Here is a 26,908-nt window from a genome sequence, read left to right as displayed (position 1 = left end):
CCGCCCGGATCAATCGGCAACGGACGCGTTGTCGCGTCGCTTTCCCCGAAGGACGTCGGCGAGCCTGTCGGCGAACTCGTACGGGTGGGTGACATGCCCGACGTGTCCGCCGGGGAAATCGACCATCTTCAGGCCGAGCAGCCGCGCCAGCTCCCGGTTGGGGCGGTACGCGTACTGCTCTCGGGAGGCGGCGCCGCCGGCCAGCACCAGCCGGTCCGAGTGCCGCCGTAGCGCGTCGAGGTCCGGGCGGTACGCGGGAAAGCTGCGGGTCTCGTGCTCGAACCAGAACACCTGGTTGCGGCGGAGCCGGGCCAGCAGTTGCTCCAGCTGGTCCGGCGGGAGCTGGGCGTCCCTCGGCGGACGGGTGTCGCCCTCCATGCCCACGTGGGCGCGGAACACCTCCCGGGCGGCCTCCATGCCGCGCTCCCGGTAGGTCAGGTACAGGTTGTCGTAGAAGGCCAGCCAGTGCTCGGCGTCGGGCAGGATCGACGCCAGGGGCGGTTCGTGGACGACCACGGTGCGCAGCCGGTGCGGGTGGGCCTGCAGCAGGGCCAGCGCCACGATGCCACCCGAGCAGGTGCCGAACACCTCCGCCGGCTCGTCGCAGAGGTGGTCGAGGAGCAGCCGTGCGTCCTGGGCGTCGACGCGGACCCGCCGGTGGTCCTCCACCGGGTCGAAGACCGGACTCCGGGAGAACCCGCGACGGTCGTAGGTGATCACCGTGTGGTGCGCCGCGAGGGCGTCCGCCAGGGGCCCGAACGGGGTGGCGTCGCCGTTGCCGGTGGGGATGCACAGCAGCGGCGGACCGTAGCCGCGGACCTCGAAGTACAGCCGGGCACCGGGTACGTCGAGGGTGCCGTGTCGTGTTGAGCGCATGTGAACCTCCTGGATCGGGCGATGGACGCACCGATCCAGCCCATCCCGTGGGCAGGACGCCCCGGTGATCCCGTCGGCTGGCGGAGGCGTGAGATCGGCCGGACGTGTTCGCCGGAGGTGGTGAGGTGGGCCGCCGGGTGATCCGTGTGGCCGGCCGTGGATCGGCCGGGCTGCATCGGTGCGCGGATGACGAGCCGTCAGTCGACCGTAGAACCAGGAGTGCGGGCGGGCACCTTTGTGGATGCGCGGGAGCGCCGACCGCGATACGCGTACGGCAATGGGCGCGCGGTCGGGGCACGGGAGGCGGTCGGCCGCCGGTGGTGAACGGGGAATGGTGGCCGTAACCATCCGGCCGGATCCCCGTAGCCATTATGCGTCCGCAGTTTCCGAGAATTGTGGCGACGCTTCAGATTCCCTTTCGGGGGCCGCCCTCGGCGGGATTCTGGAAAAGGCTGTGCCGGGTCGCGGCGCCGCGACCCGGCACAGCGTCAGACGCTAACTACCGGAACGAGATCCCGACGCCGGCGCCCTCACCGAGGTCGTTGAACATGCCGATGCCGCACGGCATCTTGCCGCAGTCGACGGTGCCCCACGGCGTCGCCTCCGGGCCGAGCGTGCCCTGGTAGACCCGCCGCACCGGCAGGCTGGCGGACAGCGTGCCGGTGGCGGTCGACGCGACGTGGATGGTCTCGGCGCCGTTGCAGGGCAGGTCTTCGCCGACGATGGCACACTCGCCGATGTGGTAGACGGTGCTCGGCCGGAGGCCGCTGGCCCGCACGGTCACCACCTGTCCGTCGGCCAGTCCGGTCGACGGGGTGACGGTGACCGTGGGGACGGCCGCGACGGGCTTCTTCGGGGCGGCGGCGGCCGGTGCCGAGGCGGCGGCGGTCAGGCCGAGGGTCGCCACGGCGGCGATGCCGAGGGCGGGCATGGTGCGCTTCCAGTTCCTGACGGACACGTAGGACTCCATTTCCCTGACGAGACACAGTTCTGGCAGGACCGGTCGTTTCGCTCCCGTGGGAGCGGCGTGACGCGACGCGACGGAACGGCAACGTGCACCCGTGTCGTGGCGTATTGACGTCCGTCGACGTCGCATCAAGAGCGCTCTAACTGTTATGACGACCGTGCGGACCGTGAATGAGCGGTCTCCGGGAAAAAATCTCCAGCGATCTCCCGACCGGTGGCGGAGGGCGCCGCTACGCCTCCCGCCGCAGCATCAGCCGCAGCGCCTTCTTGTCCGGCTTGCCGACCGGGGTGTGCGGCAGGGCGTCCAGCACCACGAGACGCTCCGGCACCTTGAACGCCGCGAGGCCCCGCGCCGTCAGCGCCGCGGCCAGCCGGTCGAGGGTCAGCCTCCGGCGGGGTTGCAGCCGGACGACGAGGCACACCCGCTCCCCGACCACGGGGTCGGGCACGGGGATCGCCGCCGCCTCGGCGATCTCCGGCAGCTCCTGCGCGAGCGTCTCGACCTCACCGGCGGAGATCTTCTCACCCGCCCGGTTGATCACGTCCTTGATCCGTCCACAGACGACCACGTCGCCCGCCGGCGTGACCCGGACGAGGTCACCGGTGCGGTACCAGCCCGCGGCGGTGTACGAGACGGCGTTCTGCTCGGGAGCGCGGTAGTAGCCGCGCGGGGTGTACGGGCCGCGGGTGAGCAGCTCGCCGACGGCGCCGGCCGGCACCGGCCGGCCGGTCCCGGGCTCCACCACCACCAACTCGTCGAAGGGACTGATCGGCCGCCCCTGGGTGCCGTGCGCGATCTCGGGAGGCGCGCCGACCGGCGTGTAGCAGACCAGGCCCTCGGCCATCCCGTAGACCTGCTGCACCTCGCACCCCAGAGCGGGGCCGATGGCCTCGGCGAGTTGCGGGGAGAGCATGGAACCGCCGACGTGGACGTGCCGCAGGCTGGACAGGTCGTGATCGCCGCCGACGGCGGCCGCCATCCACCTGACCGCGATCGCCGGTACCACGGAGGCGACCGTGACCCGCTCCGCCTCGATGGCGGCGAACGCCGCGTCCGGGCGGGGCGAGGGCAGCAGGACCACCCGGCCGCCGCTGTACAGCGTCCCAAGCACCCCGGGGTTGGCCAGCGGGAAGTTGTGCCCGACCGGCAGCACCGCCAGGTACACCGTGTCCCGGCCGAACCGGCAGACGTCCGCGCACCGCCGGATGTTGTACTCGTAGTCGTTGTGGGTGCGGGCGATGACCTTCGGTACGGCGGTGGTGCCGCCGGAGAGCAGGAACAGCGCCACGTCGGAGCCGGACGGGGCGAGACCGTCCAGCCGGTGCCGCCGCGCCTCGACGTCGCCCTCGGCGTGGACGAGGTGCCGCACGTCCACGCTCGGGGCCTGGGAGCCGGTGCCGACCACGAAGACGGCCGTCCGCCCCGGCAGGCCCGCCGCCACCCGGTGCGCCAGCGCCTGGTGGTCGTAGTCGCGCCACGTGTCCGGCACCACCAGCGCCCGGACGCCCACGTGCGCGGCGATCGCGGACAGCTCGTGCTCGCGGTGCTGCGGCAGCATCAGCACCGGGGCCACGCCCAGCCGGAAGCAGGCGAACATGACGACCACGAACTCCCAGCAGTTCGGTAGCTGCACCAGCACGCTGTCCCCGTGGCGCAGCCCGTGCTCGCGCAGGCGTTCCGCCAGGCCGTCGGCCAGCTCGGCCAACTCCCGGTAGGTCAGCCGCCGATCGCCGTCGACCACCGCGACCTGCTGACCCCACCGGTCGGCCCACTCCCACAGGTACGCCCCCAGCGGGCGGTTACGCCAGCACTCCGCCGTGCGGTAGGCGTACGCCAGGTCCTCCGGCCAGGGCACGAGTCCGTCCTCGATCATCATTCGGCCCCTTCCGTGCCGGTGGTCTTCAGTCGGGTGGCGACGTACTCGGCGATCGCGCCGACCGTCGGTTGGTCCCACAGCAAGGTCGCCGGCAGCGCGAGCTGGAACTCCCGCTCCAGCGCCGACCGGATGCGCGTCGTCATCACCGAGTCCAGGCCCATCTCCGACAGCGGGCGGTGCGGGTCGACCTCGGTGGCGGGCAGCCGCGTCTCGTCCGCGACCTGCTCGCTGATCCGCTGCCGCAGGTGGGCGTGCAGCGCGGCCCCGTCCAGGCCCGCCCAGGACGGGGCGGCGGCCTCCGGGGCGGGGTCCGCGCCGGCGCCGGTGGGCAACTCGCTGAGCAGCGGCGGACGACGGCCGCCCGCCGACTCCGGCAGCACCCGCAGCACCACCGCCTCGCCCAGGTCGTGCCGCTGCACCCGTTCCCACGAGGAGAACGCCTCGGCGGCGCTGACGTCGGCGGTGCCCCGGGCGGCCAGTTCGGCGTCGATGACCGCGGCCGAGGTGGACATCCCGAGCCCGCGCCAGGACGTCCACAGGATGCTCCGCGCCCCGCCGTCGCCGGCCGCGCGTCGGTGCCGGGCGAGGCCGTCGAGGAAGGCGTTGCCGGCCGCGTAGCTGGCCTGCCCGGGCAGGCCGAGCAGTTGGCCCGCCGAGGAGAAGAGGACGAAGAAGTCGGTGCTGCCCGGCGGGAACAGCGTGTGCAGGGTCAGCGCGCCCGTCACCTTCGGCCGGAGCACCCGGCGCAGTGACTCCTCGTCGAGCGCGTCGACCGTCCGGTCGTCCAGCACGCCGGCGGCGTGCACGATCCCGCGTACCGGCGGCAGCCCGAGGGCGGCGGGCCGCAGCAGCCGCGCGGCCTGGTCCGGGTCGGCGACGTCCAGCGCCACCACCGCGACGGTGACCCCCGCCCGCTCCAGCGCCCGGACCGCCTCGACGGCCGCCCGCTGCCCCGGGTCGGTGACCCGGTCCCACGCCTCGCGGTCGGGCAGGCCGCGGCGACCGGCCAGGACGATCCGGCGGGCGCCGCGCGACGCGAGCCAGGACGCCACCTCCAGGCCGAGCGCGCCCAGCCCACCGGTGATCAGGTACGTGCCGTCGGGCCGGCAGAGCGGCGACGGCGCGTCCGGTCCGTCGGCGGCGGCGCGCAGGCGCGGCACCAGGACCTCCCCGTCGCGTACCGCGACCACGTCCTCGCCGTGGCCCGCCGCGACGAGCGCGACGAGCGTGGACAGGTCCGCCGGGGCGGCCCCGACGTCGACGACCCCACCCCAGATCTCGGGGCGCTCGCCGCCGACGATCCGGCCCAGCCCCCACAGGGCGGCGTGCCCGAGGGTGTCGCGGTCCGCGCAGGCCAGGACGCCCTGGGTCACGCACCACAGCCGGGCCGGCCGCGCCGACCGGACCGCCGCGAGTCGTCGCGCGGTCCGGGCCAGCAGCCAGGCGTTCGCGGCGACCGCCGCGGCCAGGTCGCCGGCGTGCGCGTCGGCGGGCACCACCAGGATCGCGTGGCCGTCGGTCAGCTCGCCGTCGGTGAGGTCGCGCGGGTCGGATACGTGCCGGCAGGGCACCCCGAGGCGGTCCAGCCGCGCGGCCAACCCGTCGCCCAGCGCGGTGACCGGGCCGACCAGGACCACCGCGTCCGGTGCGCGGCCGGCCGGTTGCGGCCCGGGCCGCCAGGCGATCTCGTGCACGAGGCCGGCCGCGTCGCCGAGGTGCTCGACGTCGAGGTCGAGCCGGCCGTACCGCAGGCCCGTGAGCCGACCGGCCACCTCGCCGTACGAGTTGACGATCTCCACGTCGACGACGTCGCCGCTCCGACGGCGTACGGCGATCCGGGCCCGATTCGGCGCCGCCGGTGACAGTGTGACCCGTTCGATGTGTGCCGGCATGCGCAGGACCGCCGGGCCGGGGAAGACCACCGACGCGATCGACAGCGCGGCGTCGAGCACGGCCGCCCAGCCGCGTACGGTCGCGTCGCCGTCCCCGGTGTCGACGTCCGCGACGAGGCCGTCGGCGGTACGGCCGAGGCGGCGGACGGCCCAGGGGAAGCCCATCGCGGCGACGCCGAGCGCGCCCAGGCGGTCGACCACGAAGCCCTCGCCCAGCGGTTCCGTCACCTCGGTCGGCACGTCGGCGCGGGCGGGCAGGCCCGCGTGGGTGTCGGCGGTGGCGGCGGTGTGCGTCACCCAGCCCTCGTCCTCGTCGCCGGCGGCGTCGAGGATGCGGGAACTCAGGCGCAGCGTCTCGCCCTGACGGACCACCTGGACCTCCCGTGGGCGGGTCACGCTGACCGGCACCCGCAGGGCGACGTCCGCCAGGTCGACCCAGCCCCGGCCGGTGGACGCGGCGGCGAGGAAGGTGTTCAGCAGCACCGCGGCGGGAATGATCTCCACACCTCGGACCGGGTGCTCGCCCGGGTAGGGGCGCGAGCCGCGGTCGAGGCGGGTGGACCAGACGTCAGCCGGCGCGGCCCCGCGTACCACGGTGCGACCGCCGAGCAGGGTGTGGGCGGCCCGGTCGTGCCGTTTCGCCACCGCGGCCGGGGCGGGCGGCTCCGCCGCCCAGTGCCGCCGGCGCTGCCAGGCCACGGTGGGCAGGTCCACGACGTCGCCGTCGGGCCACAGCGCCGACCAGTCCACAGCCGCGCCGTGGCAGTGCAGCTCACCCAGGTTGGTCAGCAGGACCTCGCGCCCGGGTTGGCCACGGCGCAGCGAGTACGCCACGCGGGCGTCGCCGACCGGCAGGCTGTCCAGGGTCGCGCTGACCGAGTGGGCGACCACCGGGTGCGCGGAGACCTCCAGGAAGAGCCGGTGGCCGTCCTCGGCGGCGGCCGTGACCGCCTGCGCGAAGCGGACCGTGCCGCGCAGGTTCGTCGCCCAGTAGGCCCCGTCCCGGGGCGCGGCCGAGCGCGGGTCGGCGAGCGCGGTCGTGTAGACCGGAATCCGCGCCTCGGTCGGGGGAAGGTCGGCCGTGGCGGCCCGCAGCGCGTCCAGCAGCGGGTCCATGTGCGGGCTGTGGAACGCGACGTCGGAGTTGACCGCCAGTACGCGCACGCCGTCGTCGCGCCACCGGGCGGTCAGCGCGGCGACCGCCGTGGCGTCGCCGGAGAGCACGGACCAGCCGGGCGACGCGGTGATGGCCACGACCACGTCGTCGCGCCCGGCCAGCCGCCGGGCCGCCTCGTCGGCGTCGACGTCGACCATGGCCATCGCGCCGGCGCCGGCGACCTGCCGCAGCAGCAGGGAGCGGCGGCAGACCAGCCGCGCACCCTGTTCCAGGGTGAGGATCCCGGCGGTCACCGCCGCGGCGATCTCGCCCACGGAGTGGCCGATGACGGCGGCGGGGCGCAACCCGAGGGATTGCCAGGTCGCGGCGAGCGCCACCTGGACCGCGAAGATCATCGGTTGGATCACGTCCACCGGCTGCGGTCGGTCGTCGAACAGCACCGCCTGCGGCGACAGCCCGAGTTCCGCGCGGAAGACGGGGTCGAGCCGGTCGAACACCTCCGCGAACGCCGGGGTGTCGGCGATCAGGTCGCGGCCCATGCCCGTCCAGTGCGAGCCGTGCCCGGAGAAGACCCAGACGACCCCGCGCTCGCCGCCGGACGGCGTCACGCCGGAGACACCACCGCGCCCGGTCTCCGCGTACGCCCGCAGCCGCTGGACCAGGTCGGCCCGTCCGTCGGCGACGACGGCGCAGCGGTGGGGCAGGTGGCCGCGCCGGCGGGCGAGGGTGTGGCCCACGTCGGTGAGGTCCGGCCCCGGTTCGGTGGCGAGGCGGTCGGCGAGGCGGTCGGCGTACTGCCGGAGCGCGGCGGGGGCGGCGCCCGACAGCGGGTACAGGCGCGGCCCGGCGCGTTCGGGTTCCCGGTCCCGGTCCACCGGCGGCTCGGGTCCGTCGATGACGAGGTGGGCGATGGTGCCGCCGTACCCGTAGCCGGAGACCGCCGCCCGGCGGGGCGCGTCGTCCTCCCGTGGCCACCGGGTCACCTCGGTCACCACCCGCAGCCCGGCGCTCTCCCAGTCGATGGCGGGGTTGGGGTGGGCGACGCGCAGGCTCGGCGGCAGTTCGCCGTGCCCGAGGGCGAGCACCGTCTTGATCACGCCGGCCACGCCCGCGCCGGCCTCCAGGTGACCGATGTTCGGCTTGACCGACCCGATCAGCAGCGGCCGGTCGGCGGGCCGCCCGGCGCCGAACACCGAGGCGAGGGCGCCCGCCTCCAGCGGGTCGCCGACCGGGGTGCCGGTGCCGTGCGCCTCGACGTAGTCGACGGTCCGCGGGTCGATGCCGGCGTCCCGGCACGCCCGGCGCATCAGCTCCGCCTGCGCCGGCCCGTTCGGCGCCATGATGCCGTTGGTGCGCCCGTCCTGCCGTACGGCGCTGCCGCGGACGACGGCCAGGATCCGGTCGTTGTCGCGGCGGGCGTCGTCGAGGCGCTTGAGCACCACGACGCCGCCGCCCTCGCCACGGCCGTAACCGTCGGCGGCGGCGTCGAAGGACTTGCAGCGCCCGTCCGGCGCGGTGGCCCCGGCCGCGTCGAGGACGAGGGTCAGGCCGGGGGCCGCCATCACCAGCACGCCGCCGGCGAGGGCGAGGTCGCACTCGCCGGCCCGCAGCGCCTGGGCGGCCAGGTGGATGGCGACCAGGGACGACGAGCAGGCGGTGTCCACGGTCATGCTCGGCCCGTGCAGGTCCAGCACGTACGACACCCGGTTCGCGACGGCGCAGTAGGCGCCCCCGATGCCGGTCCACGCCTCGACGCGGGGCAGGTCCTCCAGCAGCCGCCGCCCGTAGTCGTCCGTGCCGACTCCCATGAACACGCCCGCGTCGCTGCCCGCCAGTCCTCTCGGCGGGATCCCGGCGTGCTCCAGCGCCTCCCAGGCCAGCTCCAGCACGATGCGCTGCTGCGGGTCCATCAGCGCCGCCTCGCGCGGCGTGATCTCGAAGAAGTCGGCGTCGAAGCCGGCGATGTCGGTCAGGAAGGAGCCCCGCCGGGTCGCCCCCGCCACCGCCTCCGCGTGCTCCGGGCTCTGGCCGGCGTACCAGCTCCAGCGATCGTCGGGAATCTCGCCGACCGTGTCCCGGCCGTCGCGCAGCAACGCCCAGAACCGGTCGGGTGAATCGACGTCACCGGCGAACCGGCAGGCCATGCCCACGATGGCGATGGGTTCGGATGAGGTCATGAGGGCTCTCTCCTTGACGCGTCGCGAGCGCACCGGACGCGGTGGCCGGTGCGCGGCCGGGGCGGCGCCCTATCGGCGGCCGACGACGAGTGCGTGACTGAATCCCAGGCCCTCGTACCGCTCGACGTGGGAGAAGCCGGCGTCGAGCGCGGCCCGCTCCATGTCCCCGGCCGAGTACGCCATGCCCTCGCCGGAGGCGAGCGTGAGGAAGTAGGGGGACACCAGCCCGGCACTCATCGAACCGGTGCCCTCGTCGTTCGAGACGAAGTTGTAGATCAGGCAGACCCCGCCGTCCGGCAGCGCCGCCCGGCACCGGCGCAGCAGCTCCGTGTTCCGTTCGAGGGACCAGATCTCGAAGATGTGGAACACGAGCACGGCGTCGGCGCCCTCGGGCAGCGGCTCGGTCATGATGTCGCCAGCGTGGAAGCGGACCCGCCGACGCAGGTCCGGGTCGTCGATGCGGTCGGCGGCCAGCCGGGTGACGCTCTCCTGGTCGAAGACGGTGACCGTGAGGTGCGGGTAGCGCCGGGCGAGGTGGACGGCGTTGGTGCCGTCACCGCCGCCCACGTCGACCGCGTGCCGGATGCCGCTGAAGTCGTAGCTGTCCAACAGCGGGGCGAGGGCCTTGCGCGAGGCGTCGCCCATGTTCGCGTAGAAGACGTGCTGCAACTCCGGGTGGGCGGTGAGCCGTTCGTACAGGGTGGACCCGGGGCCGGGCAGGTGCCGCAGGCCGACGTTGGTGTCCCGGCGTACGGCCTCGGCGAGGTCGGGCAGCGCCTGGTTGATCACCTTCGCCTGTACGTCGACCAGCGGACCGAGGAACCGGGGACTCGACCGGAGCAGCTTCCGGCGGGTCATGTCGGCGTTGACGTACGCCGCACCGCGCTTGTCGACCAGCCGCAGCGCGCAGAGCCCGAGCAGCATGACGCGGGCCGGCTGTTCCTCGATGCCCAGCGCCTCCGACAGCCGCCGCACGGTCATCCCGCCCGCGTGCTCCAGGTGCTCGAAGAGGTCGAGTTCCAGGGCGGTGCGGAGCAGTTCGAACGCGGTCGTGCCGTGCACCAGCAGCCGGAGGTAGTCGGCCTCCGTCATCGCCACGTGCCGATCGGTGCCCATGGTTCTCCTTTCGGCCAGGCTCGGGGAGTCCGGCCGTACGCGCCGGCGACGCGGCGGGCTGCGGGGACGAACCGATCGTGATCGGGGCGGCCGGTGCCGGGCACCTTCGTGAGTGCGCCGCGTCGGTGACGCCCGACGCCCGGGCCGGCGGCCTGCCCCGACGCCCCCGGCGGCCGCCCGCCCCGGCGGCCGACGCGCCGGTCCGGTGCGCATCACGGAAGATGCGGCCGGCGGCCGGCGGCTGCCACGATTCCGATCGGGCCGGGCCGCGTCCGTTGCGGGAGACGGCGCGGTACCGGCCCACCCACAGGCGACGGACGGTGCGGGAGAACATGGGCGCGACGCGGGTGGCGATCATCGGTGCCGGCCCCGCCGGGCTCTTCCTGTCCCGGCTGCTCGGCCGCGCCTGGCCCGGGGCGGAGATCGACGTCTACGAGCGCAGCGATCCCGGCGGGGCCGGCGGCTTCGGCATCGCCCTGTCGGACCGGACGATGCGGCAGTTGGCCGGCCACGATCCCCTCGTCGCCGACCGGATCGGTCGCGTCGCCCGGCCGCTGTCCGGTGTGGAGCTGCGGCTGCCCGGCGGGCGGCTGCGATACGACGGCTTCCCGGTCGTCACCGTCTCCCGCGGCGCCGTGCTGGCCGTCCTGACCGAGGAGGCGCGCGCCGCCGGCGCGCGTGTCCACCACGGACGCCAGGCCCGCGCCGACGAACTGGACGCGGACGTGGTCGTCCTCGCGGACGGGGCGCGCTCGGTCCACCGTACGGCGCGGGCGGCGGCGTTCGGCACGACCGTGCACACCGGCGCCGCGCGCTACATCTGGCTGGGCACCACCGCGGATCTCGGCGACGCCGCCACCATGTTCTTCGTCCCCACCGAGCACGGACCGATGGCCGCCCACGCGTACTCCTGCGGCGGCGGCCTGAGCACCGTCGTGGTGGAACTCGACGACGGTACCTGGCGCCGGGCCGGACTCGACGCGGCGCACCGCGCCGGCGGGGCGCCGGGCGAGATCGGCCCGGCCGGGCTGGCGCTGCTGGACGACGTCTTCGCCGGCCACCTCGGCGCCGGCCTGGTCAGCAACCGGAGCCGCTGGTCCCGGTTCGACGTCGTGACGAACCGGCGCTGGTCGGACGGCAACCGGGTGCTCATCGGCGACGCCGCGCACACCGCCCACTTCACCGTGGCGTCCGGCACCACGATGGCGCTCGCCGACGCGATGGCGTTGGCCGGCGCGCTGCGCGAGCACGACACCGTCACCGCCGCCTTCGACGCGTACGAGCGGGACCGGCGGCCGGCGGTGGCGCGGGTGCAGCGTTTGGCCGGGCCGAGCATGCGGTGGTGGGAGACGTACGGGCGGCGGATGCACCTGCCGCCGGCCCAGTTCGGCATGCACTTCATCACCCGCACGACGGCGGTCAGCCACCTCGGTCTGCGGCGGCGCTGCCCGACGCGGATCGCCGAGGCCGAAACGGTGTACCGGCGGGCCGCCGGCGTCGACCCGGACGCCCCCGCCCGGCACGCTGTCGCCGAGCCGTTCACCGCGCGCGGGTCACGCCTGCCGCACCGGTTGGTCGGCGTCGGCGCATCCGCGTCCGGCCCGTCCGGCGGGGACGGGCCACGTCTCGTACCGGCCGGGTGGCTCGAACCGTCGCCGGGCGGGCCCCGGCCGGTGGACGGCGGGTGGGCGGCGGGCGCGCCGGGGCGGCTGCTGGCCCCGGGACCGCACGCGCTGCGGTTCGTGGCCCTGGCGGCGCCGGACCCGGTGGCCGAGGACGACGCGCTGCGCGAGGTGGCCGCGCTACGCCGCCGGGGCGTGGACGGCGTGCTGCTGCTTCCCGGCCGGGCCGGGTGGTGGGACCGCCTCGTCGAGTTCGGCGGTCGGATCCGGACGGAGGCCGGCCTGGTGGTCGCCGGCTGTGTGCCGATGGACTGGTCGACCGACCTGTGCCGGGATCCGGCCGTCGACGCCTGGCCGGGCCGGATCCACCTGGCCCTCGTCTCGGCCCGCCTGGACCTGGTGGCGCAGTGGCCGCGCCGGGCGGCGGACCTCGCGCCGCCCCACGCACCGGACGAGGCCGGCTGACCGGCGTGCTCCGGGGCGGGGTCGGCTGACCGGCGTGCTCCGGGGCGGGGTCGGCTGACCGGTGCCGGCGGGCCGGATACGCGACCCGGCCGCCACGCGCGGCTGGCGCGTGGCGGCCGGGTCGGGTTCACGCCCGGCGCGGGGTGATCAGGCGGCGCAGTTGGCGAGGTCCGCAGACGGCGGGGTGGCCGTCACACCGGTGAACAGGTTCACGCAGGAGACCAGGAACTGCGGGTTCTCCTCGGGGATGAAGTGGCCCGAGTCGGGCGCCACGACCTCGCGTACGTCGTCGGCGACCTGCCGGAACGACCCCGCCACCGCCGGGCCGAACGTGGCCGCCGAGCCCATCGCCAGGACCGGCATGGTCAGCCGCCGGGACGCGTTCGCCCGGTTGTTCTCCGCGTCCCCGGCGTACGCCCGGTAGTAGTTGTAGCCGGCGGTCCGGTCGGCCGGGTCCCGGTAGAAGCGGTAGTAGACCTCCCGGTCGATGGCGGCGCGGTTGACGCTGAAGTCGAAGATCATGCCGAGGTAGGTCGGCACGTCCTTGTCGTCGAGGATCCGCTCGGGGATGGGCGCGGGCGCGGCGTTGAACAGGAAGTGGAAGCTCAGGGTGTAGGCGTCCTCAAGCCCGAACCCCGACAGCGTCGAGTCGAGCACCGCGATCCGGGTGACCTCGTTCGGGAACTCCCGCGCGTACGGGTAGGCGACGAGCACCCCGACGTCGTGCGCCAGGATCGACACCTGCCGGTGCCCGAGGGCGTTCACCGCCTGGCGGATCCGCTTCGCGGTGGTCACCTTGTCGTACCCGGTCGCGAAGGAGCTGGAGTCGCCGAGGCCCGGCAGGTCGAACGCGATGACGGTGTGGTTGCGGGCGAGGGCCGGCATCACGTTGTGCCACGCCCACCAGGTCTGCGGCCAGCCGTGCAGCAGCACCAGCGCCGGGCCGGAGCCGCCCTTGACGTAGTGGAGCTGGCCGCCGTCGACGCGCACCATGCCGTGCTGGAAAGACGAGCTGAAGTTGGCCCGGCCGGTGAGCGGCTCGGCGTACGGGTCCGCGGCGGCGGACGAGGACGCTCCGACGAAGAGCACCGCCGCGGCCGCCGCGACGGAGGCGATCGCCTTGCTTATGAACGAGCGCGTCCGGCGGGGCGAGCCGCCGTCGGGCCGCCGTCGCCCACGGCGCAGTACGGACAGTGTCATGGGGTCCCTTTCGCTGATCGTCGAGGGGCGAGCGCGCCGATCCGGTGGTACAGCTGTCTCCGCGCGCGGAAGAGGCAGAACCCGATTACGTAGGATGCGGTCTTATGTGACAAGTTCTGCCGATATTGCCGATCCTATGTAAGACGCAGATGGCCGTCAATGATCCATCCGGACCCCCGGGCGGTGCCCCACCGGGTCGAAGTCGCGATCACGGGAACGAAAAAGCGGCCCGACCGATGATTCTCGGTGGGCCGCCACGTCTACGCGCAGGGGCCGGTCGATCCACAATGGAGGATCGGGCCGACCCGCTCAGGCCGCCATGCCGGCCTCCGGCTCCCGCAGGTGCAGCACGGCGACCCGGGGCGCACCCTCCACGACGTACACGACGTCGTTGGTGCCGATCCCGCCGGCGGCGAACTGCTCCAACCACCGGTCGGCGCTCGCCACGTCCGTCACCTCGGTCAGCGTCTGGACATGGCCGGTCTCGATGTCGTAGAGCCTGATGGCCAGCACCCTCGTTCCTCCTCCTCCAGTCGCGCCGTCGCCCAGGGCAGCCGATCCGCGCGCCACGCGACGGCATGCCCGCGGCCAGCCGCCGACGACCCGCCGCAGCCGCGCCAGCCACGCGGCCACCGGGGTCCGGGGACGCCCGGACCCCGACGGTCGGCTAGCGCCCGGACCGGGCGCGTCTCATCACCAGATCGATGAAGGTCGGCAGATCCGGGTCCTCGAACAGGACGGCGGCGTCGACCTCGATGCCGAGTTCCTCCTCGATCCGTCCGGCGATACGAACGGCAGAGATCGACTGCCCCTGCAACTCGAGGAAGGTGGCGTCCGGGGGCACGTCGTCCCGGACGCCGAGCACGTCCCGCCAGATGGCGCCGATCCGCAGCTCCAGCGCGGGCGGGTCCTGCGGGGTGGGGACGGTTCCCGGGGCCTCGTTCATGGTCACTCTCTTTCAGCTTGCGCTCGGCTCTGCGGTCATCCTGGGTGGCGCGGGCAGTGGCGCGCATCTCTGCGTTTGCGCATCCCGGGAGACCGCCGAGGCCGTCGCCGGACGTCCACGCGGGGCCGGTCGCCACCGCGCACGTCGAGAGATGCCCGCTCACCGGCACCCGCCGAGACTTGCTGCGTGACGACCGACGCCCCACCGCCACCGCCGACGCCCGAGCTGACCCCGGACGTCGCCGCCGTGCAGGACGGCGTCTGGTTCCTCGACAAGCTGCACCCGGACGCCCGCGTACTGACCCTGCACCGGTCGTACTGGGTCGACGGCGACCTCGACGTCGACGTCCTGCGCGCCGCCTGGCACGCCGTGCTCGACCGGCACCGGGCACTGCGGACCACGCTGCCCACCGTGGACGGTCGACCCGCCCGACGGATCGGCCCCGCCCGCGCCGACGCGTTCGCCAGGTGGGACATCCGCGACGCCGCGGCGCCGGCACCGCCCGGCGACCTCGACACCGGCCCGCTCGCCCGGCTGACGGTGCTGCGGGTCACCCCCCGGCACCACCGCGTCGTGCTCACCGCGCACCAGGCCGTCGCGGATGCCCCGTCGATGTCCGTCGTGGCCGCCGACCTCTCGGCGGCGTACGCCGACGCGCTCCTGGCCACCGCCGCGGTGTCGTCCCCGGCCCGCCGCGACCCGTCGTCCGTTCCCGCCTCCGGCAGTGTCGCGCCGGCCGCCCCGTGGTCCGCCGTCCCCGACCCGGACCCCTCCGACGGCGTCCGCCCGACCGACCCGCCGCCCGCCGCGGCGCCGACGGCGGCGGCGGCGGACGAGGTGACCTTCGACTGGGGGTTGCGGACCCGGGCGGCCGTCCAGGCCCTCGCCCGGGCGGAGGGCGTCGCCGTCCCGACGGTCGTGCTGGCCGCGTTCCAGGTCGTGCTGGGCCGCCACGCCGGCGACGACAGCGTGACCGTCGCCCTGCCACACGACCTGCGCGGGCCCGGCCAGGAGAGCGCGGTCGGCCCGCTCTCCACCCTCCTGCCGGTCGTCGGCCGGCTCACCGGCGACGCGACGTTCCGGACGCATCTGCGGCGGGTGGCACGCAGCCGGCGGGACGCCGAGGAACGGCACCCGCCCTTCCCGCGGCTCGTCCGCGCGGTCAACCCACCCCGGCCTCCCGACGGGCTGCCCCTGTGCGACGCGGTGCTCGCCGCCGAGGCTCCGCCGGCGCCGTTGCGGCTGGCCGGCGCGAACGTCCGGGAACTGCCGTCCCGCGCCGGGGTGCTCCCCGTCGACCTGCTGCTCACCGTCGCGGCGACCACCGCGACCCTCGCCGGCACGCTCGCGTTCCGCACCCACGGGATGGCACCCCGGGACGCCGAGGGCGTCCTCGCCCACCTGCGCACCGTGCTGACCGCGGCCGTCCGCGACCCCGACCTCCCGCTCGCCGACCTGCCGCTGGAGGACCCCCGGCACCTGGCCACCGCGGTACGCGCCGCGGACGCCACGGCCGTCGCGCCGCCGTCCGGCCGGCCGGTGACCGCGCTCATCGACGACTGCGCGGAGCGCTTCCCGGAGGCGGTCGCCGTCCGGGGCGAGGAGGAGAGCCTCACGTACGCGGAGCTGGTCGCCCGGGCGTCGGACCTGGCGGCGTGGCTGGCGGACCGGGTCCCGCTCGCGGGCCGTGCCGTCGCCCTGCGCCTGCCCATGGGGCCAGCGTTGGTGACCGCGTCCCTGGCCGTCCTGCGCGCCGGCGGCCATTTCACCTGGCTGAGCCCGGGCGACCCGGGGGACCGGGCCCGGACGGTGCTGGCCGACCTGCGGCCCGCCGCCCTGCTGGTCGCCGGCGACCCGGCCGAGGACCGGGTGGCCGAGTGGTACCGGTCCGACCGGCGCGGCCCGGTCCTCACCGTGGACCCGGCCCCGCGACCGGTGGACCCCGCCCCGCTTCCGCCGGAGCCGGCCGCGCGGACGGCCGCCTACGTCGCGTTCACCTCGGGCTCCACGGGACGACCGAAGGGGATCGTCCAGACCCACGCGGCGCTCGCGCAGTTCGCCACCTGGCTGGCCCGCACCGGGGACCTGCACCCCGGCGCCCGCGTCGCGCAGTGGGCCGCCGTCGAGCACGACCCGGCCCTGTGCGAGGTCTTCGCGGCCCTGATCTGCGGTGCGACGCTCGTTCCGGTGCCGGATCGCGTCCGTGTCCACCCGGAGCGCTTCCTCGGATGGCTCGACCGGGAACGCGTCACGATGCTGCAGACGGTACCCAGCTTCGCCCGGGAACTGGCGACGGTGCTCGAACGGGACGACGCCGTACCGGCGCGGTTGACCCACCTGTTCCTGATGGGCGAGTCCCTCTCGGCCGACCTCGCGAACCGACTGCGCCACACGCTCACCGGAACCCGACTGTGGAACCTGTACGGTCCGACCGAGACGGTCGCGGCCAGCGCGTACGAGATCGTGGGTCCGGTGCCCGGCGAACGCGTGCCGGTCGGCCGGTCGATACCCGGCCGGCAGGTGCTGGTCGTGGACGGGCGGGACCGCCCCTGCCCCGCCGGCGTGACCGGTGAGATCGTCGTCCGCAGCCCGTACGCCGTGCCCCGCTACCTGCCCGACGCGGCCGGGCGCGGGCCGGACGACGTTCCGTTCCGGCCGCTGCGGGGCCTGCCGCCGGCCGCCGCCGCGACCGCCGGCTGGTACCGCACGGGCGACCTCGGGCGGCGGCGGTTCGACGGCGAACTGGAACACGTGGGCCGCCGGGACCACCAGGTCAAGCTCGCCGGGCACCGGCTCGAACTCGCGGCGGTGGAGGCGGCGCTCGCCGAGCACGGCCTCGTCGCCGACTGCGCCGCGTCGCCGGTGACCGACCCGGACGGCCTGGTGAGCCGGCTGGTCGTCTTCGTGGCGCCCCGCGACGACGCCGACTGGCCGGCGCTCGTGGCGTCGCTGCGAGCACACCTGCGACGGCGGTACGGGCCGGTGAGCCACCGCACCGTCTTCGCCCCGCTCGACCGGATTCCGCGCAACATCGGCGGCAAGGTCGACCGGGCGAGACTGCCGGATCCCCGCGCCGTCAGCGACGGCGGCCCCAGGGGACGCGGCCCGATCGAGGGCGCGGTGGGGCGCGTCTGGGCCGAGCTGCTCCCGACCGCACCGGCGGACGGGTGGGGCGACTTCTTCGCGGCGGGCGGCCACTCGCTGCTACTTGTCCGACTCGCCCACCGCCTCGCGGAACGCTTCGGCGTCGACGTACCGCTGCGGGACCTCCTGGCCGCGCCGACGGTGGCCGGCATGGCGGCGGTGGTGCGGGCGGCGACCGCCGGCAACGGCGATCCGACCGCCGGCGGCGCTCCGGGCGCCGCCGGCCAACCAGAACGATGGGAAGACGAGCATGGCTGACATCGACAGCGGCGCGACACCGGTGGTCCTCGACGGCGCGGGCCTCACGATCGACGGGGTCCGGCAGGTGGCCGAACGAGGCACGCCCTGTGTGGTGCCGGCGGGATCCCTGGCCCGGGCGGCCAGCAGCCGCCAGCGGTTCGAGGACATCGTCCGGCAGGGCATCCCGGTGTACGGCGTCACGACCGGATACGGCGAGATGATCTACATGCTGGTGGACCACACCAAGGAGGTGGAACTCCAGACCAACCTGGTCCGCAGCCACAGCGCCGGCGTCGGGCCGTGCTTCTCCGAGGTGGAGGCCCGGGCCGTCCTCGCCACCCGGCTCAACGCCCTCGCCAAGGGCTACTCCGCCGTACGCCCCGAGCTGATCACCCGGCTGGAGCTCTACCTGAACCTCGGCATCACGCCCGCCATCCCCGAGATCGGCTCGCTCGGCGCCAGCGGCGACCTCGCGCCCCTGTCGCACATCGCCAGCACCGTGCTCGGTGAGGGCTACGTGCTGCGCGACGGCCGGTCGGTGCCGACGCGGGAGGTGCTGTGGGACCACGGCATCGAGCCGATGGACCTGCGGTTCAAGGAGGGGCTCGCCCTGATCAACGGCACCTCCGCGATGACCGGGCTGGGCGCGCTGGTGCTCGGCCGGGCGATCGAGCAGGTCCGCCAGGCCGAGATCGTGGCCGCGCTGGTGATCGAGACCCTGCAGGGGTCGACCGGTCCGTTCCTCAGCGAGGGCCACGACCTGGCGCGTCCCCACCCGGGCCAGATCGACTCCGCCGCGAACATGCGGGCGCTGCTGGACGGCAGCGGTCTCACCGTCTCGCACGCCGCCCTGCGCCAGCAGCTCGCCGACGAGTGGCAGCACGACCAGGCGGTGCAGCGGACCAACATCTACATGCAGAAGGCGTACTCGCTGCGGGCGGTGCCGCAGGTGCTGGGCGCGGTACGGGACACCCTCGCCCACGCCCGCGCGACCGTCGAGGTCGAGCTGAACTCGGCCAACGACAACCCGCTCTTCTTCGGCAGCGGTGAGGTCTTCCACGGCGCCAACTTCCACGGCCAGCCGGTCGCGTTCGCCATGGACTACGTCACCATCGCGCTGACCCAGCTCGGCGTGATCTCCGAGCGGCGGACGAACCGGCTGCTCAACCGGCATCTCAGCTACGGCCTGCCGGAGTTCCTGGTGATGGGCGAACCGGGGCTCAACAGCGGCTTCGCCGGCGCGCAGTACCCGGCCACCGCGCTCGTCGCCGAGAACCGCACGATCGGCCCGGCCAGTATCCACAGCATCCCCTCGAACGGGGACAACCAGGACATCGTCAGCATGGGCCTGATCGCCGCCCGCAACGCCCGGCGGGTCCTGACGAACAACGACGCCATCCTGGCCGTGGAACTGCTGGCCGCGGCCCAGGCGGTCGACGTCGCCGGCCGGTACGCGGGCCTGAGCAAGGCCGGCCGCGCCGCGTACGAACTCACCCGCTCCCTCGCGCCCACCCTGCGCCAGGACCGCTACATGGCCGACGACATCGCCGCCGTGGCGGCCGCGTTGGGCCGCGCGGACCTGCTCGACGCCGTCCTGCGCGCCGACGTGGTTCTGCGGTGACCGGCCGGCGCGCGGCAATCGAAAGGAACTGACGTGAACGACGACGGATTCGACTACGACCTCGTGGTCGTCGGTGGGGGACCGGCCGGGTCGACGGTCGCCACCCTCGTGGCGATGCAGGGACACCGGGTGCTGCTGCTGGAGAAGGAGACCTTCCCCCGGTACCAGATCGGGGAGTCGCTGCTGCCCTCGACCATCCACGGCATCTGCCGGCTGATCGGCGTCGCCGACGAACTCGCCGACGCCGGTTTCCCCGTCAAGCGTGGCGGCACGTTCCGCTGGGGACGCAACCCGGAGCCCTGGACGTTCGCCTTCGCGATCTCGCCGAAGTTCGCCAGCGACGGGGCGACGGCGTACCAGGTCGAGCGCATGAAGTTCGACCAGATCCTGCTCGACAACGCCCGCCGCAAGGGCGTGACGGTACGCGAGCGCTGCGGGGTCGTGGACGTGCTGGAGGAGGACGGGCGGGTGTGCGGCGTCCGCTTCGACGACGAGGACGGCGTACGCCAGGAACTGCGCAGCCGGTACGTCGTGGACGCCTCCGGCCACCGCAGCCGGATCCACAACCGCGTCGGCGGCGAGCGGCACTATCCCGAGTTCTTCCGCAACCTCGCCCTGTTCGGCTACTTCGAGGGTGGCAAGCGGCTCCCCGAGCCCAACAGCGGCAACATCCTCGCCGCCGCCTTTTCCGGCGGCTGGTTCTGGTACATCCCGCTCAGCGACAACCTCACCAGTGTCGGGGCGGTGCTGCGTCCCGAGGCGCTGGACCGCGTCCGGGAGGGCGACCGGGAGACCGTGCTGCGCCAGCTCATCAGCGAGTGCCCGCTGATCGCCGAGTACCTGGCCGAGGCCACCCGGGTGACGAGCGGACCGTACGGCGAGGTGCGGATCCGCAAGGACTACTCGTACATCCGCGACACCTTCTCCCGGCCCGGCATGTTGCTGGTGGGCGACGCGGCGTGCTTCATCGACCCGGTCTTCTCCTCCGGCGTGCATCTGGCGACGTTCAGCGCGCTGCTCGCCGCCCGCTCGATCAACAGCGTCCTCGCCGGGGACCTGGACGAGGCGACCGTCCTCGCGGAGTTCGAGGCCCGGTACCGGCGCGAGTACGGACTCTTCCACGACTTCCTGGTGGCGTTCTACGACATGCAGCAGGACGAGGACTCGTACTTCTGGACCGCCAAGCGGGTCAGCGACGACCGGGTCGCCAGCGACGTGCAGGCCTTCGTGCAACTGGTCGGCGGCGCGGGCTCCGACGAACGCGCGTTCGTCGACGCCGACTCCTACCTGCGCGAGCGGAAGGCGGCGTTCCGGGAGCTCGCCGACGTCGTCCAGGGCCCGGTCGCCGAGGCGGGGGAGGACCGCAACCTGCTCGGCGCGTCGATGCTCAAGGAGGTCCTCAAGGAGGGCGTCCGCGTCCAGACCCAGGCGGCGCTGGGCGGCAACGTCGACGAGCAGCGCCCCATCCGAGGCGGCGGCCTCGTCCCGTCCGCCGACGGGATGCGGTGGCGCCGGTCGGAGTCGGTGGCCCCGGCCCCCGGGCCGGCGCCGCGGGTGCCCGGGGCATGACACGGGACGAGCGTGGCCCGGCGACGTCGCTGTGGACGCTGCCGGACGACGCGACGACCGCCGGCGGCCACCCGCCCGAGCCGCCGTCCGGGCCGGACGAGCCCTTCCCGCTCTCCCGCCAACAGGACTTCCTGCGCATGGTCGACGGTGGGGACGACGCGGGACCGTTCGGCCCGCGCTACACCATCGTCGGCGGCTGGCGGGTCACCGGCCCGCTCGACGTCGGGGCGCTCCGGGCCGCGCTCGCCGACGTGGTCGAGCGGCACGAGGCGCTGCGGACCTCGATCGTCCGGGCGCCCGGGAACGCACACCAACGGGTACGGCCACCCCGGCCGCCCCGCCTCGACGTCGAGGACCTGCCCCTCGCCCCGGCCGACCGGGAGCGACACGCGGAGATCCTGCTCAACGAGGTGGAGTCCCGGCCGGTGCCGATGGACGACAACCCCACCCTGCGGGCGGTGCTCGGCCGGTTCGCCGCCGACGACGCGGTGCTCGTGCTCGCCGCCCACCACACCGGGGTCGACGGCTGGTCGATCCAGGTGGTGCTGCGGGACCTGGCGCTCTGCTACACCGCCCGCCGCGCCGGGCGGCCACCGGAGCTGCCTCCGGTGCGCCAGTACCGGGAGTACGTGCGCTGGCAGCGCGCGGCGGCGGGCACCCCCGCCGTCGCCGCCGCCCGCGCGTACTGGGCCGAGCGGCTGCGCGGGGCGGCGGTCACGCCGATCCGGCTGGACCGGCCACGCGGCGCGCAGCGGCCCGACGGCACCGCCTGGTACCGGTTCCACCACGAGGACGACCTGCGCCGGCGCGTGCAGGCGTACGCCACCAGCCGACGTTGTACGCCGTTCATGGTCATGGCCGCGGCGTACGTGCGGCAACTCGCCGACACCGCCGGGCTCGACGAGGTGGTCATGCCGACCTTCACCCCGGGGCGTCGCCCGGCGTGGACGCTCGACATGGTCGGCTCGTTCTTCAACCTGCTGCCGCTGCGGGTCCGGACCGGGGGAGCGGACAACTTCGCCGACCTGGTCGACCGGGTCCGGGGCGCGTGCCTGGCGGCGTACCGGCACGAGATCCCGTTCGTGGACCTGCTCGGGGTGGCGCCCGAGCTGATGGCCGCGGCGGCCGGCGAGGAGCACGCCTCGTGCGTGTTCCAGCTGGTCCAGTCCCCGTTCATGGCCGTCGACCAGCGCGTGGGTGACCTCACGTACCGGGCGATGCGGCGGCGGCTGCGCTCGCAGGAGCGCGGCTCGCAGATCCCCGACGGCGCGCTGTGGGCGGTGGAGTTCGACGCGGCGGGCGGGATCGTCGGCAGCGTCGGCTACTGCCGCAGCCAGTTCCGGGCCGACACCGTGGCCGCGCTGGTGGCCGGCTACCGCGACACCCTGGACCGCGCACTGCCCGCCTGACCGGCGCGGCGATGCCGACCAGGCCCGCCTGACCGGCGGGGTAATGCCGACCACGCCCGCCTGACCGGCGGGCAATGCCGACCACGCCCGCCTGACCGGCGGGCAATGCCGACCACGCCCGCGTCGCCGGGCGACACGACGATGAGCCGGTGCGCACGGCAAGCCGACGTCGTACCGGGCCGACCCTGACCGGAGGTGACGATGCCCGCCGAGGCACAGTCCACGTTCTACGACCTGCTCCACGCCGACGACAACCGCGACCCCGCCGCCGAGGCCGAGGCGCTGCTGGGGGTCATCCGGGCCCGCCACCCGCACGCCACGTCCCTGCTCGACGTGGCGTGCGGCGCGGGCGACCACCTGCGGCACCTGGGCCCGCACCTCGCGGTCGCCGAGGGGGTCGCCGTCGACGCCGCGATGGCGACCGCCGCCCGGCACGCGCTGCCCGGCACCACGATCCACGAGACGGGCCTGCCGGACCTCGACCTGGGCCGCCGCTACGACGTCGTCACCTGCCTGCACGACGCGCTGGCCCAGTACCCACTCTCCGGCTACCGCGCGGCGCTGCGGGCCCTGGCCGGGCACCTGGCCCCCGGCGGGCTGATCCTGATCGCGCCGTTCTGGATGCCCGACGTGCCGATCCGCCGCACGGCCAGCGAGGCGTTGACGCGCGGCGACGACGGCCGCACGGTCACCCGGATCGCGCGGGGCGTACCCCGCGACGGCGCCCACCGCGTCGAACAGCACGCCCTGGTGGCCGACGGTGACGGCGTACGGCACGTCGCCGACACGCGGTTGCTGCGGGCGTTCGGCCGGCGCGAGCACCTGAGCGCGCTGGCTGCGGCGGGGTGCGCCGCCGACTTCCTCCCCACCGGCCTCGCCGGGCGGCCGCTGCTGGTCGGCGTACGCCGCTGACCGGTGACCCGACCCGCGCCCGGCACCGTCCCCACGTCCTGACCCGACCGCTTGCGAGGGAGAGACATGCGTGTCCTGTTCGCCATCGACCCGTCGATCGCCCACCTGTATCCCATGGTGCCCACCGCCTGGGCGCTGCAGAACGCCGGCCACGAGGTACGCCTCGCGTCCTTCGGCGGCTTCGCCGACCGGATCGCCGCCACCGGCCTGACCCCGGTCCCGCTCGGCGACGCCTCCTGGGCCGCCCGCATCAGCGACGACCCGCTGGAGCCGAAGGGGGCCGAGGAGGCCCAACGGTACGCCGACGCCCTCGGCCTCAACCCGGAGGAGCGCGAGTACTGGTACCTCTTCTTCCAGTACCTGCTCACCCCGACCGCCGACTATCTGCGCCCGGACCGCCCCGAGGCCCACGCCCTCATCGACTACGCCCGCACCTGGCGACCGGACCTGGTGATCTGGGACCTCACCCAGGCGGCCGGCGCGGTCGCGGCCCGGGTCTGCGGCGCCGCGCACGCCCGGCTCGTCTTCGCGTACGACCCGTCCGGCTGGAGCCTCGACCGCCTCGCCGCCGGCCGGGACGCCCTCGTCGCGGCCGGCCTCGACCCGAATCCGCTCGCCGCGCTGGTGCGTCCCCTCGCCGAGCGCTACGGCGTGGAGCTGGACGACGAACTGCTGGTCGGGCAGTGGACCCTCGACACCGCGCCGCCCGGGCTCGGCCTGCCGACCCGGACCCGCAAGGTCCCGCTGCGGTACGTGCCCTACAACGGCGCCGAGCCGGTGCCGGACTGGCTGCGCGAGCCGCCGCAGCGACCGCGGATCTGCCTGACCCTCGGCGAGTCCTACCGGCGCTTCATCCGGGGCGACTGGAACCGCGCGCCGATGCTGCTCGACGCCCTCGCCGACCTCGATGTCGAGGTCGTCGCCACCCTCAACGACGTGCAGCTGGACGGGTACACCCCGCCGCCGAACGTGCGGACGATGGAGTACCTGCCGCTCAACCAGATCCTGCCGACCTGCTCGGCGGTCATCCACCACGGTGGCCTGGGTACCTTCCAGGCGGCCGTGGCCAGCCGGGTGCCGCAGCTCGTCTGCGACACCCTGGAATCGATCATGCTGCGGGTGGAGGAGGAGACCCCGGAGGAGGCGCCCGACGACACCGGGATCTACCGCTCCGGCGTCGAGTACGGTGTGCGCGAGGCGGAGGAGCGGGAGCAGGAGCCCACCGTCCGCTGGGTGATGCCGGCCAAGAAGCTCGAGGCGACCCCGGTGTCGAACTACGTCGTCTCGCGCGGCGCCGGCGTGCGGCTGAACCACCAGACCCAGTCGGTGGCGGAGCTGCGGGAGTCGATCGAGGCGGTGCTCACCGATCCGTCCTACCAGCGGGGCGCCGACGCGATCTATGATGTCTGGCGGGCCATGCCGAGCCCGAACGACGTCGTGTCGGTCCTCGAAAGCCTCGCCCAGGACGCGCGGAACCGGCGATAGACATCCCCACGCTTCCCGTCAGCCCGCCTCCGCTCCCAGGGGGCGGGCTGACGGCCGATCGAGGAGGCAACCGCCCCAGATGACCGACACCTGGACCACGCCGTCGTCGCCGGCCGACCCGCCGATCGTGGACGCCGAGGCGGCTACCCCCTTCGCCGAACGGGCCGGCTACACCGAGGCGCTCGCCGCGGTCCGCGCCGCCGCCGCCGCGTACCACAACGGCAGCGACCTGCTGATGGACGACGCCACCTACGACGCGCTGCTGGCTCGGGTCGCGGCCACCGAGACGCTCCGGGCGGACTGGAAGCCCGCGGATTCCCCCACCGACCTGGTCGCCGCTGGGGTGGCGGCCGGCGGCGACGTGCCGCACAGCGAGCCGATGCTCGGGCTGGACAACGTCTTCGGCGAGGAGCAGCTGCGCCGGTGGGCCGGCCGCCTGGAGAAGCTGCTCGGCCGTCCCGCCGCCGGGCTCGTGGTCGAGCCGAAGATCGACGGGCTCGCCATCGCGGCCTGGTACGTCGAGGGCCGGCTGGCGCGGGTCGCCACCCGGGGCGACGGCCGGGCCGGGGAGGACGTGACCGGCCAGGCGCGGCGGGCGGTCGGACTGCCGGGGCAGCTCGCCCGGCCGGTGACGATCGAGGTCCGCGGCGAGGTCTTCATGACCGACGCGGACTTCGTGGTGGCCAACGAGATGCGTACCGGGCACGGTGAGCCGCCGTTCGCGCATCCGCGCAGCGCCGCCGCCGGCACCCTCCGTGCCGAGGGACGCGCCTACGACGCGCCGCTGTCGTTCATCGCCTACGGCGTGCGCGGGGCGGTGGCCGACGCGGCCGGCCCGGTGCCCCACTCCGTGGAGATGGCCGCCCTGGCCGACCTCGGCGTCACGACCACCGCCGCCACCGGCGGGATGACGGCCTGCGCCACCGTCGACGAGGCGGTCGCGGCGGTGGAGGCGCTGCGCACCGCGCGCGGCACCCTCGGGTACGGCGTCGACGGCGCGGTCGTCAAGGCGGACCTGCCGCAGGACCGGGAGCTGGCCGGGTCGTCGAGCCGGGCGCCGCGCTGGGGCATCGCCTGCAAGTTCCCCGCCGACACCCGCACCACCCGACTGCTCGGGATCGAGGTGCAGATCGGCCGCACCGGGGTGGTCACGCCGGTGGCCGTGCTCGAACCCGTGCAGATCAGCGGCGTCACCGTCACGTCGGCGACGCTGCACAACTTCGACGACCTGACCCGGCGCAACGTCCGGGTCGGCGACGTCGTCTTCGTCCGCCGGGCCGGCGACGTCATCCCCGAGATCACCGGCGCCAAGCTCGACGAACGCGACCCGGCCTCGACCCCGTACGAGGCTCCGGTGACCTGCCCCCGCTGCGACGGCCCGCTGGACCGTACGCAGAAGCGCTGGCGGTGCGCGCGCGGACGGTCCTGCGGCGCGCACGAGGCGTTGGCGTACTTCGCCACCCGGGACGCGATGGACATCGAAGGGCTCGGCGACAAGATCATTCAAGGGCTGGTCGCCGCGGGAATGGTCACCGATCCGGCCGACCTGTACGACCTCGACCCGGCCCGGCTGGTCACCCTCGACCGGATGGGCGAGATCTCGGCGGCCAAGCTCGTCGCGAGCATCCAGGCGACCACCCGACGCCCCCTGTCGCGGGTGCTCATCGGGCTCGGCGTCCGGATGACCGGGCGGGCCCTGTCCCGTCGGATCGCCCGGCACTTCGGCTCGATGCGGGCGCTGCTCGACGCGGGCGTGGCGGAACTCCAGCAGGTGGAGGGGATCGGCCCGGAACGGGCCGCGACCATCGCCGCCGACCTCGTGGAACTGACCCCGCTGATCGACAAGCTGGTCGCGCGCGGCGTCAACATGGTCGAGCCGGACGCCGCCCGTCCCGCCGGCGGCACCGGGACCGATGCGTCCGGGGCCGACGTCGCGCCCGCCGCGTCCGGGCCGGGGCCGCTGCGTCGGCCCGACGGCGCGCCGATGCGGGTCGTGGTGACCGGCGCCGTGCCGGGGCTGACCCGCAACGAGGGCAACGAGGCGGTGGAGCGGCTGGGCGGGACGGCGTCCTCGTCGGTCTCCGCCCGTACCGACCTGGTCGTCGTCGGCGAGGGCGCGGGCTCCAAGGCCGACAAGGCCGCCACCCTCGGGGTACGCGTCATGCCGGCGGAACGCTTCGCCGCCCTGGTCACGGCCCACGACTCCGGGGACGCCGAGGCGGCCGCCGCGATCCTCGCGGACGGCTGAGCCGGCTTCCCGTACGCGCGGGTGCC

General features: G+C 74.7%; 16 protein-coding genes. 8 read left to right on the top strand and 8 right to left on the bottom strand.

The genetic code is table 11. From position 1 onward, the window contains the following. Window positions 1-9 precede the first annotated feature (9 nt). The 5 genes from GA0070621_RS13515 to GA0070621_RS13495 all read right to left on the bottom strand — a co-directional run bounded on the left by GA0070621_RS13515 (window position 10) and on the right by GA0070621_RS13495 (window position 10,021). Complete coding sequence (locus tag GA0070621_RS13515; RefSeq protein WP_091195340.1) at window positions 10-876, bottom strand: alpha/beta fold hydrolase; 867 nt, start codon at window positions 874-876, stop codon at window positions 10-12. A 499-nt stretch (window positions 877-1,375) separates the two neighbouring features. Then, window positions 1,376-1,834: an enediyne antibiotic chromoprotein gene (locus tag GA0070621_RS13510; RefSeq protein ID WP_157739970.1), complete on the bottom strand. Its 459-nt coding sequence runs from the start codon at window positions 1,832-1,834 to the stop codon at window positions 1,376-1,378. 238 nt (window positions 1,835-2,072) lie between these two features. Further along, window positions 2,073-3,716 carry a (2,3-dihydroxybenzoyl)adenylate synthase gene (locus GA0070621_RS13505; protein WP_091195333.1) on the bottom strand — a complete coding sequence of 548 codons (1,644 nt, stop codon included), beginning with the start codon at window positions 3,714-3,716 and terminating at the stop codon, window positions 2,073-2,075. Continuing rightward, a complete protein-coding gene (locus GA0070621_RS13500) occupies window positions 3,716-8,905 on the bottom strand; it encodes a type I polyketide synthase (protein ID WP_091195331.1) in 5,190 nt (1,729 codons plus the stop codon). The genes GA0070621_RS13505 and GA0070621_RS13500 overlap by 1 nt, the downstream gene beginning before the upstream one ends. Before the next feature lie 69 nt (window positions 8,906-8,974). Then, window positions 8,975-10,021: a methyltransferase gene (locus GA0070621_RS13495; protein WP_091195329.1), complete on the bottom strand. Its 1,047-nt coding sequence runs from the start codon at window positions 10,019-10,021 to the stop codon at window positions 8,975-8,977. A 320-nt stretch (window positions 10,022-10,341) separates the two neighbouring features. On the opposite strand from GA0070621_RS13495, the gene GA0070621_RS13490 reads away from it, so the two are divergent. Then, entirely contained in the window at window positions 10,342-12,108 is a 1,767-nt protein-coding gene (locus GA0070621_RS13490; RefSeq protein ID WP_157739969.1) for an FAD-dependent monooxygenase, read from the top strand. 147 nt (window positions 12,109-12,255) lie between these two features. On the opposite strand, the gene GA0070621_RS13485 is transcribed toward GA0070621_RS13490, so the two are convergent. The 3 genes from GA0070621_RS13485 to GA0070621_RS29950 all read right to left on the bottom strand — a co-directional run bounded on the left by GA0070621_RS13485 (window position 12,256) and on the right by GA0070621_RS29950 (window position 14,254). Further along, window positions 12,256-13,308, bottom strand: a complete 1,053-nt coding sequence (locus GA0070621_RS13485) for an alpha/beta fold hydrolase (RefSeq protein WP_091195325.1) — start codon at window positions 13,306-13,308, stop codon at window positions 12,256-12,258. Window positions 13,309-13,617: 309 nt separating this feature from the next. Further along, a complete protein-coding gene (locus GA0070621_RS29525) occupies window positions 13,618-13,821 on the bottom strand; it encodes a hypothetical protein (protein WP_157739968.1) in 204 nt (67 codons plus the stop codon). Between the two features lie 154 nt (window positions 13,822-13,975). Beyond that, entirely contained in the window at window positions 13,976-14,254 is a 279-nt protein-coding gene (locus GA0070621_RS29950) for a phosphopantetheine-binding protein (RefSeq protein ID WP_167666873.1), read from the bottom strand. A gap of 186 nt (window positions 14,255-14,440) precedes the next feature. Between GA0070621_RS29950 and GA0070621_RS13480 the strand changes: the two genes are divergently transcribed. The 7 genes from GA0070621_RS13480 to ligA all read left to right on the top strand — a co-directional run bounded on the left by GA0070621_RS13480 (window position 14,441) and on the right by ligA (window position 26,882). Next, complete coding sequence (locus GA0070621_RS13480) at window positions 14,441-17,656, top strand: AMP-binding protein (protein WP_167666872.1); 3,216 nt, start codon at window positions 14,441-14,443, stop codon at window positions 17,654-17,656. Further along, window positions 17,649-19,259, top strand: a complete 1,611-nt coding sequence (gene cmdF / locus GA0070621_RS13475) for a tyrosine 2,3-aminomutase (protein ID WP_091195321.1) — start codon at window positions 17,649-17,651, stop codon at window positions 19,257-19,259. Before GA0070621_RS13480 ends, cmdF begins: the two co-directional genes overlap by 8 nt. Before the next feature lie 33 nt (window positions 19,260-19,292). After that, window positions 19,293-20,828, top strand: coding sequence for a tryptophan 7-halogenase (locus GA0070621_RS13470; RefSeq protein WP_091195319.1), 1,536 nt, complete (start codon window positions 19,293-19,295; stop codon window positions 20,826-20,828). Beyond that, complete coding sequence (locus GA0070621_RS13465) at window positions 20,825-22,237, top strand: condensation domain-containing protein (RefSeq protein ID WP_091202371.1); 1,413 nt, start codon at window positions 20,825-20,827, stop codon at window positions 22,235-22,237. Before GA0070621_RS13470 ends, GA0070621_RS13465 begins: the two co-directional genes overlap by 4 nt. A gap of 201 nt (window positions 22,238-22,438) precedes the next feature. Further along, the gene (locus GA0070621_RS13460; protein WP_091195317.1) at window positions 22,439-23,149 is read left to right on the top strand and encodes a class I SAM-dependent methyltransferase; all 711 of its coding nucleotides are present in this window, start codon (window positions 22,439-22,441) and stop codon (window positions 23,147-23,149) included. Window positions 23,150-23,215: 66 nt separating this feature from the next. Then, window positions 23,216-24,634 carry a nucleotide disphospho-sugar-binding domain-containing protein gene (locus tag GA0070621_RS13455; protein WP_091195315.1) on the top strand — a complete coding sequence of 473 codons (1,419 nt, stop codon included), beginning with the start codon at window positions 23,216-23,218 and terminating at the stop codon, window positions 24,632-24,634. A gap of 79 nt (window positions 24,635-24,713) precedes the next feature. After that, window positions 24,714-26,882 carry an NAD-dependent DNA ligase LigA gene (ligA, locus tag GA0070621_RS13450; RefSeq protein WP_091195312.1) on the top strand — a complete coding sequence of 723 codons (2,169 nt, stop codon included), beginning with the start codon at window positions 24,714-24,716 and terminating at the stop codon, window positions 26,880-26,882. Window positions 26,883-26,908: the final 26 nt, after the last annotated feature.

Origin of the sequence: Micromonospora narathiwatensis, assembly GCF_900089605.1 — a bacterium.
Classification (GTDB): Bacteria; Actinomycetota; Actinomycetes; order Mycobacteriales; family Micromonosporaceae; genus Micromonospora; species Micromonospora narathiwatensis.
Note: the sequence above shows the minus strand (reverse complement) of the source record. Positions and strands in the feature narration are given on the sequence as shown.